Origin of the sequence: Flavihumibacter sp. CACIAM 22H1 (assembly GCF_001601815.1) — a bacterium.
In the GTDB taxonomy this organism is placed as follows: domain Bacteria; phylum Bacteroidota; class Bacteroidia; order Chitinophagales; family Chitinophagaceae; genus Flavihumibacter.
The window spans coordinates 121823-132748 of sequence record NZ_LUKG01000003.1 but is presented as its reverse complement, the minus strand read 5'-3'; the positions used below and the strand labels follow the sequence as shown (position 1 = coordinate 132748).

The 10926-nt window shown below is 45.8% G+C and carries 9 protein-coding genes; 6 read left to right on the top strand and 3 right to left on the bottom strand.

The genetic code is table 11. From position 1 onward, the window contains the following. Together A1D16_RS01870 and A1D16_RS01865 are read left to right on the top strand one after the other, a co-directional pair. Positions 1 to 241: Lrp/AsnC ligand binding domain-containing protein (locus A1D16_RS01870; protein WP_290707202.1), on the top strand; the 241-nt coding region annotated here is incomplete at its 5' end. Positions 242 to 313: 72 nt separating this feature from the next. Beyond that, a complete protein-coding gene (locus A1D16_RS01865) occupies positions 314 to 730 on the top strand; it encodes a hypothetical protein (RefSeq protein WP_290707200.1) in 417 nt (138 codons plus the stop codon). Between the two features lie 3 nt (positions 731 to 733). Here the strand turns inward: A1D16_RS01865 and A1D16_RS01860 are convergent, their stop codons facing one another. From A1D16_RS01860 to A1D16_RS01850, 3 genes are read right to left on the bottom strand one after another with little or no spacing between them, the layout of a single operon-like run. Beyond that, the gene (locus A1D16_RS01860; RefSeq protein ID WP_290707198.1) at positions 734 to 1870 is read right to left on the bottom strand and encodes an ABC transporter permease; all 1137 of its coding nucleotides are present in this window, start codon (positions 1868 to 1870) and stop codon (positions 734 to 736) included. Positions 1871 to 1887: 17 nt separating this feature from the next. Beyond that, positions 1888 to 3030, bottom strand: a complete 1143-nt coding sequence (locus A1D16_RS01855; RefSeq protein WP_290707197.1) for a glycosyltransferase — start codon at positions 3028 to 3030, stop codon at positions 1888 to 1890. Continuing rightward, on the bottom strand, positions 3027 to 3878 hold the full coding sequence (locus A1D16_RS01850; RefSeq protein ID WP_290707196.1) for an alpha/beta hydrolase: 852 nt from the start codon (positions 3876 to 3878) through the stop codon (positions 3027 to 3029). The genes A1D16_RS01855 and A1D16_RS01850 overlap by 4 nt, the downstream gene beginning before the upstream one ends. Before the next feature lie 99 nt (positions 3879 to 3977). Here A1D16_RS01850 and A1D16_RS01845 point away from each other — a divergent pair, with 99 nt between their 5' ends. The 4 genes from A1D16_RS01845 to A1D16_RS01830 form a co-directional block, all read left to right on the top strand. Further along, positions 3978 to 4418 (top strand): MarR family winged helix-turn-helix transcriptional regulator, encoded by a 441-nt coding sequence (locus A1D16_RS01845; protein WP_290707195.1) that lies wholly within the window; start codon positions 3978 to 3980, stop codon positions 4416 to 4418. 57 nt (positions 4419 to 4475) lie between these two features. Next, on the top strand, positions 4476 to 6272 hold the full coding sequence (locus A1D16_RS01840; RefSeq protein WP_290707194.1) for an acyl-CoA dehydrogenase family protein: 1797 nt from the start codon (positions 4476 to 4478) through the stop codon (positions 6270 to 6272). 363 nt (positions 6273 to 6635) lie between these two features. Further along, positions 6636 to 9872, top strand: coding sequence for a TonB-dependent receptor (locus A1D16_RS01835; RefSeq protein WP_290707193.1), 3237 nt, complete (start codon positions 6636 to 6638; stop codon positions 9870 to 9872). Positions 9873 to 9883: 11 nt separating this feature from the next. Beyond that, positions 9884 to 10926 (top strand): RagB/SusD family nutrient uptake outer membrane protein (locus A1D16_RS01830; RefSeq protein ID WP_290707192.1); only part of this gene is annotated, 1043 nt, incomplete at its 3' end.

The window sequence follows — 10926 nt, the reverse complement described above, 5'->3', positions numbered from 1 at the left end:
CCTGGAAAAGAGCTCTTTATACGATAATGTTGCCCGAGAACTGAGTAAAATCCCTGAGATTGTACGCATGAATTATACCACCGGTAATTACAGTATCCTGGCGGAGATTATTTGTAAAGACATCAATCATTTACGGGTAGTATTACATGATCAATTGCAAAAAATCAAAGGAATTGAGCGAACTGAAACCTTTATTTCGTTAGATGAAACGTTGAATAGGAATGTGGAGGTGAGGATTTAGGGAAGGGGAGGAGGGGGAAGGGAGAATGGTTTTTGAAGTATCTTTAGACTTAACGTATAATATACACATTACATGAAAGCATTTTTTCTTCGATTATTGTTTGTTTCACTTACAACCGGAATTGTTTTACCATCCTGTAGTGGGGGTGGAGACGATCCCCAGCCAGCCGAGGAAAACCTGGTAATTACAACAACACCGGTTTTGAATGGTCAACAGGAAGCGGCGGCACCCGGGCCTAATTTTCCCTTAACGGTTACCGTAACTTCAAAAATGCCACCACAGGGGGTGCGGATAGAAGTTTCCGCAAGGCCCGATGGAAATGGCACTACCGCATTTTTTACCGCCAATCAAACTACTTCCAACACAACCACTACTTTCAGTATCACCAATACACCTTCAACTACTGTTTCGCGCGTAACCGTAACCGTTACTTCGCTGTCCAAACCCAGCAATACTAAAACCGGTTTTTATTTGTATTCCAGGAAATAAAGATCAGGAACGAACGTCCAGCGCATCACGGATCCCATTTCCAATCAGGTTGAATGCCAATACCAGCAACATAATAGCAAAACCCGGTGCTAACGCCAGCATCGGGTTATTTGTGATGATAAAATTATAGTTCTCTTTTATCATACCACCCCAGCTTGGTTGCGGTGGTTGAACCCCCACCCCAAGAAAGCTTAAGCCGGCTTCTACCACTATGGCAGACGCAAAATTAGCAGCAGCAACCACCAGTACGGGCCCCATAATATTGGGAAGAATATGTTTTACCATAATTCGCCAATCACGATAACCCAGCGCTCTGGCAGCTTCCACGTATTCCAGGTTTCTGGCAGCAATTAACTGTCCGCGTACCAAGCGGGCCACATTCACCCACATGGTAAGTCCAACTGCTATGAATACCTGCCAAAAGCCCTTACCTAATAAAAGGGTTATAGCAAATACCAGCAGCAAAGTGGGAATGCTCCAGATAACATTGATAAACCACATAATAACCAGATCATATTTTCCCCCATAATAGCCTGCAATGGTTCCCAGCAACAAGCCAATGGTTAAGGATAATGCCATGGCTATGCCACCTACCATCAGGCTAATGCGGGTACCGATGATCAGCCTGCTCAAAATATCTCGCCCAAATTTATCGGTGCCTAATAGGTAACGTTCCTGTTTGATGAATGGAAGAGCCCTATTGGAAGCAATGGGTTCACCAGAATTAAAAGAGCCGTTGGCAGGGTCTCTGGGTTCTGTGAGGGCCGCCAACGGAAGCACTTTTTGTTCATACAGCCCCTCATCAATAAATTGTTGAAAACGGATCGAATCTTTTTCCAGCTGAAATGATCGGATGGGTAAATACGTAAATTGATCCGGTTGCCCGTATAAAGTCCTGCTCCACCAGGATCGGATAACCGGCCGGGGTGATTTTGGCAACAGCAAAAACTGTTGCGTAAAACCTGGTTTTTTACTCGAAATCTCAATGATCATACGATTGGCATCCGGACTGCAATCCGGACTTATCCAATACCCCAGGATGGCCAGCACCAGCGCCGCCAGGGCTATGCTGCCCCCAATCAATGCTGAAGGCTGATGTAATAGTTTTATCCAAAGAGAGGGGCGTTCCGTTTGGGCCATATAATAAAAATAAACAATTAGCGTACTTTTCTGCCTTTCCAATGATAGGCGCCCATCTGGCCAAATGCGCCTGCTGCAACCGTATATACGATATGTAATGGCTGAAAAAAGGGAAACCAGGCTACCAGGCTTGAATAACCGAAAAATGACGCAACAGTGGCCATAAAAGGCCATTCGATCAACGCCTTAAAAAGTAGCAATGCCAGGGAAACCGGTATCCAAGCCGGGGAAAATAAACCGGCTATAAAAAATACCAGTAATCCCAGGTTCAGTAAGTATACCAGCAAAAGAACCCACTGAATGCTGGCTTCTTTGTAACGGGTTGCTTTGCTTGCCCAACGGATCCGCTGTTGCAGGAAAGCGGCCAAATCGGGCATTGCAGCTGTTTCTACGATCGCTTCGGCAGATTTCAGGTAAGCAACCCTGCCCGGAAACCTACTCGAAATTTTCTGCATCAGTAACATGTCATCTCCCGATGCAATCTGATCAATACCTTCAAATCCACGCACTGCTTCAAATGCCTGCCGGGTATACGATAAATTGGCCCCATTGCACATGGCATACAAGTTTTTGAACAGCGATGCACCGGTTATTCCCTGCAGACTAATAAAGTCCAGGGCCTGAAAGCGGTTCAACCAGTTTTTTGTTGGTAGGATCTTTACAGGACCCGCTATGAAAACCATGCCTTTTTGCTGGTGCAGATAAACATGTTGTAAAATCCAGTTGGGCGGAAGTATACAGTCGGCATCCGTGGTTAGGAGAAGGGTGCCGGATGATGCGGCAATACCCGTTTCAATGGCTTTTTTCTTATAGGAATTGATTGGTTGATCCAATACCTGCTCCGAAAGCCTGATAAGCTGTATTCCAAAGGATTGAAATTCCATTACAAGGCGAGCGGTTTCATCCTCTGAACAATCGTCAATGACAATACATTGCCGAAGATGCGGCGGATAGTTCTGCTGAAGATAGGAATGCAGCAGGGCCCTGATCTGCCGGGCTTCATTTCTGGCCGGGATCAATACCGTTACAAATGTTTCTGGTATAAATTCCACCGGTACCGCGGTGGCCGTTGGCAGGGCTTTCCAACTCCTGTGATAATAGCCTATCAATCCCGTATAAGCGAGTAGCAACAGCACAAGTATAACAGCAAAAGTGATCATATGGGGCGTTTCATTGCAGGTGGATCAGTGGTTCTGAGAGCAGCGGCAATACCAGGTACAATGGAGGGGTCGAGCAAACGATGGCCGCAGTTAAAAATGATGGTTTCCGATAAATGAGGCAGGTGCCTGGTGATCCATTTGCCGTGCGAAACGGGTATAATCCGGTCAAATTTTCCAAAATACTGGCGAATAAACAGCGGCTCTTTCAACAGGGCATCTTTCAATGGCTGTTTTACCGGTCTGAAATACCGGTAAAAGGTCCAGCGGTGGTATAAATCTGTCCTGTTTTTTTCCTTTTCCAGGAACTGAAGCGCAAATTTATGCAGAACAGGATCCAGCAAGCGCAGAAAGCGGGCTGCTTTCATTAACCCTAACAGCCAGCCCGGATTGGCCATGGTTGCCCGGAATAAACGATTTCCGGTAGCTGTTTGCGTGGCCAGCCAATACCATGGATTGGTATGATAACCATCCGATGCCAGCAGCCAAAGCTCCTCAATGGCGGCAGGCGAAAGGGTTACCAGGCAGCTCGCCAGCCGACCTCCCATGCTGTAGCCCGCTAGTATTAAACGGTCGATTTCGTGAATTCGTTTCCATTCGGTAACCAATGCTGCTAAATCGGCCGGATGAAAAGGCTGGTCTTTTTCCCAACTGGTTACACCATGTAATGGAAGATCCGGACAAATAAAGCGGTATTCCTGTTCCAATTCAGCGGCAAGGGCAAAAAAAGCCGACCCCGTTTCGCCATAGCCATGCAATGCCAGCACCCATTTAGGTCCTTTACCCACTATTTTATAGTGAATCTCCTGTTTTTTATAGTGAAGTAGCAGCGGCTGAAACGGACTATCCATGCGCAAGTAAAGGCCTTGTTTTAAGGGCGTAAATTAAAAGGAAAAGATTGCAGGTATAAAAAAAATTCAGTAGATTTGGATAGTTGTTTAACTAACTATATGCCAAACAACCAATTTAAGAAAGGAGAATTATACAGCTTTATTACAGGGAAAGCGTCCACTGCCATAGCGCGGAGGTTACAGAAGAAGTTTAATACGGCTCAATTGAACCTTACCATTGAGCAATGGAGCGTACTGTATCATTTGTGGAAACAGGACGGTATCAGCCAGCAGGAGCTTTGTAATGCCACTTTCCGGGACAAGCCCAGTATTACCCGGCTGGTGGACAATCTTGAAAAACTAAAGCTGGTAAAAAGGGTATCGTCGAAAGAAGACCGGAGAATGAATATGATTTACCTGACTGCCGAAGCCAGGAAAATGCAGGAAACCTCTATGGAGCTGGCCGAGGAAACCCTGAACGAAGCACTGACGGGGGTACCGGAAGACCAGGTGGAAATTTGTAAAGCGGTCTTACAGATTGTGTATGATAATTTGAAGTGAATAGGGTAGGCTGTTCCTACCAGTAATGTATAACTTTTGACACTTAATTTTTAAATCATGTCCAGTGCATCTCAACAACAAGCTAACATCCTGAAGGGTGGAGAATGGTTGATCAAAGAAAGTTCGGCATTAGACACCTTCATTCCGGAGGATTTCAATGAAGAACAACAAATGGTAAAGGAAATGTGTGCCAGTTTTCTGGACACGGAAGTATTACCAATTGTAGATCGGATAGACAAACTAGAACCCGGTTTAATGCCTTCGCTCGTAGACAAAGCAGGGGAACAGGGCTTACTGGGGTCGTCTATTCCGGAGGAGTTTGGTGGCTTAGGGAAGGATTTCATTACAGCTACGCTGGTGAATGAAGGATTGGGTGGCGGCTTTTCTTTTTCGGTTGCGGTAGCGGCACATACGGGCATTGGTACTCTTCCGATCCTTTATTTCGGCACACCGGAGCAAAAGGCAAAATACATTCCCCGGCTTGCTTCCGGCGAATGGAAGGGCGCTTATGGATTAACGGAGCCTAATTCAGGATCTGATGCATTGGGCGCTAAAACCACTGCCAAGCTATCGGAAGATGGAAACTATTATCTTCTAAACGGACAAAAATGCTGGATTACCAATGGCGGTTTTGCCGATGTGTATACCGTTTTTGCTAAAGTAGACGGCGATAAGTTTACCGGTTTTATTATTGAGCGTGGAATGGAAGGCTTTACCCAGGGCCCTGAAGAACATAAAATGGGCATTAAAGGTTCTTCTACCGTGCAATTGTATTTCCAGGATTGCAAAGTGCCTGCTGAAAACGTATTGGGTGAAATCGGGAAAGGACATATCATCGCCTTCAATATCCTGAATATCGGACGGCTTAAATTATGTGCAGCTGCTTTAGGTGGTGCAAAGCGGGCATTTAACACCTCCATACAGTATGCCAATACAAGAGAGCAATTCAAACAACCCATCAGCAATTTTGGCGCTATCAAAAATAAAATTGCTGAGATGGCGATCCGGATCTGGGTCTGTGAAACCGCGCTGTATCGTGCCAGCAAATGGATTGATGATAAGGAAGTGGAACTATTGGCAAATGGTAAACCCTTTAACGAAGCCCTGCTGGGCGCCGCCGAAGAATACGCCATTGAATGCGCCATGTTAAAAGTATTTGGCAGCGAGGTCCTGGATTTTGTAGTGGACGAAGGCGTACAGATTCATGGAGGAAACGGGTATAGTGATGAGTATGTAATTTCAAAAGCTTATCGCGACAGTCGAATTAATCGCATTTATGAAGGTACCAATGAAATAAACCGCTTACTGACGGTTGATATGGTATTAAAACGTGCCATGAAAGGTAAACTGGACCTGCTTAATCCGGCGATGGCAGTTATGAAGGAGCTGATGAGTATCCCGGATTTTGGTACTGCAGAAGAAGCTGCGTTTGACCAGGAGAAAAAATTGGTCGCTAATTTTAAAAAAGCCATTCTCCTGACCGCTGGCGCTGCTGTTCAGAAATTACAAATGAAGATAGAGGCAGAACAGGAAATCCTGATGAATGTTGCAGACATGGCTATCCTTACCTACAATGCAGAATCAGCCCTGCTTCGGCTCATGAAACTTACCCATCAACGCGGAGCAGGATCCTGCGAACTGGAAGCTGATATCGTTCGTACCTATCTATACGATGTGGCCGACCTGATTCATAAACAGGGTAAAGATGCCATTAATGCTTTTGCAGAGGGCGATGAACAGCGAATGATGCTGCTTGGGTTGAAACGCTTTACAAAAGCAGCACCCTTTAACAGCAAAGAAGCCAAGCGCAGGATTGCCGCAAAAATAATAGCGGATAACAAATATCCCCTGTAATACCTGGTTTATACTAAATGTTTATATGTAGGAGCCTTCGGGCTCCTTTTTTTGTCCATGCCTCTATTTAAACGCATGTTTGGTTTTTTTTAACATATAATGAAAAATTTATTAAGTGTTTGATTGACCATTATAATATTTATCATATATTTAACAAGACCATAACTAAAAGCCATAACTATGACACGATTGCTGCACCGGCTCCGGCATGTCCGGAGCGATGAATTCCAACGCCTTCCCTACGCTCCCAGCTCCAAACCAGTCAGTTGACCCCTTCAGGGTTTAAATAGTTATATCATTCAAATGATAATCAACTATTTAGGGATTTAGGAATCCAATTTCAATCATATTTAAATTATTTAAATGACCACATCATTTAAACTCCACCAGCTTATTGGAAAAAGTATGGCAGGGCTGCTTTTGACTGCCGTAGTTGGATGCGGCATAGCATTCCCGCTTAGCGCTATAGCCTATCCGGGAAAATATGTCTTTGCCCCATACCAACAGGGACGTGAAATCAATGGACGTGTAACAGACGATAAAGGGAACCCGATTGCAAATGCCAGTGTTACCGTAAAAGGTAAGTCGTCCGGTACAACCACCAACGACGACGGCATCTTTAAACTGATGGTAGAAGAGTCCGATAAAGTACTGGTATTCAGTTTCGTAGGGTATAAAAATCTCGAATATACCCTTACGGCATCCAACTCAGTTTCCATAACCATGAATGCATCTAATGAACAATTGTCGGATGTGGTAGTGGTAGGTTATGGAACCCAACGGAAAGTAACCGTAACCGGAGCCGTTGCAGCCGTGAAGGGAGATGCACTGGTAAAATCGCCGGCTGTTGATTTATCGAACTCGCTAGCCGGCCGCTTACCCGGCCTGGTGGTAATTCAGACCAGTGGCGAACCGGGTAATGACGGAGCAACGATCCGCATCCGTGGAAATAATACCCTGGGTAATAGTAGTCCCTTGGTGGTAATTGACGGAATTCCCGACAGAGATGGCGGATTAGGGCGCCTCAATCCCAAAGATATTGAGTCGATCTCCGTATTGAAAGATGCTTCTGCAGCCATTTACGGTGCCCGGGCCGCCAACGGCGCCATTCTTGTAACGACCAAACGGGGAACTACCGGTAAACCCAAGATATCCTATGATTTTAACCAGGGCTGGAGTCAGCCCGCCAGGATCCCCAAGATGGCCAATGCATATCAATATGCAACCATCATGAATGAGTTGCCGATTTACAGGAATGTAAACCCCTCCAATTGGGAAGCTGCCTGGCAATCCATTCAAACCAATGGAACCTATCCGGGCGTTCCCAGTGTGCAGTATTCTCCGGAATCGGTGCAGAAATTTAAAGATGGCAGCGATCCCTGGGGTCACCCCAATACAGATTGGTTTGGCGACGCCTTCAAAACCTGGTCGCCCCAGGTAAGGCATAACCTGCAATTAAGTGGTGGTTCTGAAAATATCCGGTACTTCACTTCACTGGGTTTTGTGAACCAGGATGCGTATTATAAAAATTCAGCTACGTTCTATAAGCAGTATAATTTTCGGACCAACCTGAGCGCCAAAGTAAACCCCTATATCAATGTAAACGTAGGAATTTTAGCCCGGCGGGAAGACAGGAACTATCCGACAGAAAGTGCGGGCTCCATTTTCAGGATGCTTATGCGGGGGCGTCCTACAGAACCGGAAGTATGGCCGAACGGATTACCCGGGCCCGATATTGAAAACGGGCAAAACCCCTATGTAATTACCACAAATGCCACTGGTTATGTTCGTAACCCCACAGATTTTGTACAGGGAAACGGATCCGTTGAAATTACCAACCCCTGGGTAAAAGGACTCAAGCTTACCTTATCCGGAGCCGTTGATAAAACAACCGCCACCAACAAGGCCTGGCAAACTCCCTGGAAACTGTATACCTGGGATAAAATTTCCTATGAAGCAGACGGTGTAACACCATTACTGGTGGGCGCTATCCGCTCCAATTTCACAGATCCCCGGTTAACCCAAACCTATTCCTCTGTGCTGAATACGAACCTTACCGCCATGCTGAACTATGATACCAAAATTGGTGAAAACCATTCCATTGGTTTAATGGCTGGGGTAACCAGGGAAACCTTCCAGGGAGAAGGGTTTTTGGCCTACCGGAGAGATTTTCTTTCCACCGCAGTAGCGCAGATTTCTGCAGGCGGTACCGCCAATCAACGTACAGATGGGGGTGCCTATGACCGAGCCAGGCTGGGGTATTATGGCAGGGCACAATACAACTATAAAGAAAAATACCTGGCCGAACTCTTATTCCGGTACGACGGATCTTATATGTTCCCCGAAAATTCCAGGTTTGGTTTTTTCCCCGGCTTTTTATTGGGTTGGAATGTTTCAAACGAAGACTGGTGGAATGTTAAGGCAATCGATAACCTGAAACTACGGGCATCCTATGGTCAAATGGGGAACGACCAGATCCTTTATAACAACGTCTTACAGGAATTTGCCTATTTATCCATCTACGGGTCCGGCACCTATCCGATCAATGGCCAGGTGGTGAATACACTTTATGAGCGATTATTGCCCAACCCCTTCTTTACCTGGGAAAGAGCCAAGAACTATAACCTGGGGCTGGATGCAACGATACTGGATGGGAAGTTTGATCTAACACTCGAATACTTTTTCAATAACAGAACTAAGATCCTGATACCGAATACAGGTGTTACACCAGGATCCTCAGGTATTGCCGATCGCCTTCCGCCTCAGAATTTAGGAGAGGTAAACAACCGTGGGTTTGAATTCTCCCTCAACTACAATACCAGGGTAGGAAAAGACCTGGTTATAAGGGCAGGTATCAACGGCGGTTATGCCAAAAACAAAGTGGTGTTTATGTCGGAAACACCCGGAATCCCGGATTATCAGCGAATGGAAGGAAAACCGATTGGCGCCTTCCTCGCATTCCAGTATGATGGTGTATTCAGAGATGTGGAAGATATCAGTAAAAATACACTCGACTACAGCGGGGTAACCGGGCAGTTAATTCCGGGCGATATGAAAATAAAAGACGTGAACGGGGATAATGTGATCAATGCAGACGATGCTGTTAGGCTGGATAAAAACAATACCCCCACTTTTAACTATGGCGCTAATTTCGATTTACGTTATAAAGGGTTTGACCTGAGTTTGTTATTCCAGGGAGCAACCGGTGCGCTGATCAGAATTCAGACCGAATCGGGCGATATCGGCAACTACCTGGAGTATTTCTATAAAAACCGCTGGTCAATCGATAACCCCAGCAGCGTTCATCCAAGACTTGCAAGTAGGGGCGATACATATTTCACGGGGGGTAACTACGGAAATAATACCTACTACATGTTTAATAAGAATTATATCCGCTTAAAGAACATTGAAATCGGCTATAATCTTTCGCCGGAATTACTACAGCGCTTCAAGATCAGCAACCTTCGGTTGTTTGCAAATGGTTTGAATGTTTTCACCATAGATAAGATGAAGGTGTACGATCCGGAAGCTACTGTGGAAAGCGGTGTTTATTATCCACAATCAAGAGTGATTAACCTTGGATTCAGTGTAACTTTTTAAACTAGTACAAGATGAAAAACAGGAAAATAATCAGCGGCTTAGCGATGGCTATTCTTGTGCTCGCTGGTGCATGTAAAAAAGATTTTCTTAATACAGAGCCCCAGAATGAGTTTTCCAGTGAATCCACCTGGACGGATGGTCCGCTGGCCCAGGCATTTATCTACAATGTATATTCCTACCTGGGATACGGAGGGTACGAGGAGCAGGCATTGGCAGCGTATACCGATGAAGCCATGTTTACCCATGCGGGCAGAAACATCAATACGTTTACCGAAGCGGCAGAAACGCCTTCTAACCCGGCCTGGTCAAGTATAACGTATAACTGGAATAATATGTACGAAGCCATCCGGGATGCAAATATTGCCATCAACCGGCTTCCTACAGCAACCTTTGACGACCAGCCCTTAAAAGATCGCCTGCTTGGCGAAGCGTATTTCCTGCGTGGCTATTATTACCACCAGTTAATGCGGTTTTACGGGGGAGTGCCATTGGTAAAACGTCCTTATGGATTAAATGAAGATTATTCCATTGAACGCAGCAGTTTTGATGCTACAGTAAGTTCCATTATCTCTGACCTGGACAGTGCAATTCTGTTGCTGGACGGCAAAACAACCACTCCGGGCAGAGCCTCCGAATTATCTGCCAAAGCATTGAAGTCGAGAGTGCTTTTATATGCCGCCAGTGATTTGCACGATGCCAATACAGCAAAAGCAAAATCGCCAACGATTAGCTCTTACAGCAATATTGAGCTGCTGGCTTATACCAGCGGTGATCGCAATGCCCGCTGGCAGGCAGCCAAGACAGCTGCAAAAGCAGTGCTGGATGAAGGGCAGGGTTATAAGCTGGGTTTATCCGCACCGGTATCTGCCCTGGAAGGAAAGAATAATTATATTTCACTGGCAATGGGTGGTGGAAGTAAAGCCGCTGAAGCAGATGCGGCAGCTGCAGCAGAATTGATCTTCTATCGTACGCTCTCCGGCCTGTACACGCAGGAAAGTCAGTGGCCATTAGGCGGCTTGCACTATGGAATCAACAATGGTCCAAACGGGTACCA

Excerpts from the sequence above, each read along its gene's own strand:
- A1D16_RS01840 (WP_290707194.1), top strand. The coding sequence starts at position 4,476 with ATGTCCAGTGCATCTCAACAACAAGCTAACATCCTGAAGGGTGGAGAA.
- A1D16_RS01860 (WP_290707198.1), bottom strand. The coding sequence starts at position 1,870 with ATGGCCCAAACGGAACGCCCCTCTCTTTGGATAAAACTATTACATCAG.
- A1D16_RS01845 (WP_290707195.1), top strand. The coding sequence starts at position 3,978 with ATGCCAAACAACCAATTTAAGAAAGGAGAATTATACAGCTTTATTACA.
- A1D16_RS01865 (WP_290707200.1), top strand. The coding sequence starts at position 314 with ATGAAAGCATTTTTTCTTCGATTATTGTTTGTTTCACTTACAACCGGA.
- A1D16_RS01850 (WP_290707196.1), bottom strand. The coding sequence starts at position 3,878 with ATGGATAGTCCGTTTCAGCCGCTGCTACTTCACTATAAAAAACAGGAG.
- A1D16_RS01835 (WP_290707193.1), top strand. The coding sequence starts at position 6,636 with ATGACCACATCATTTAAACTCCACCAGCTTATTGGAAAAAGTATGGCA.
- A1D16_RS01855 (WP_290707197.1), bottom strand. The coding sequence starts at position 3,030 with ATGATCACTTTTGCTGTTATACTTGTGCTGTTGCTACTCGCTTATACG.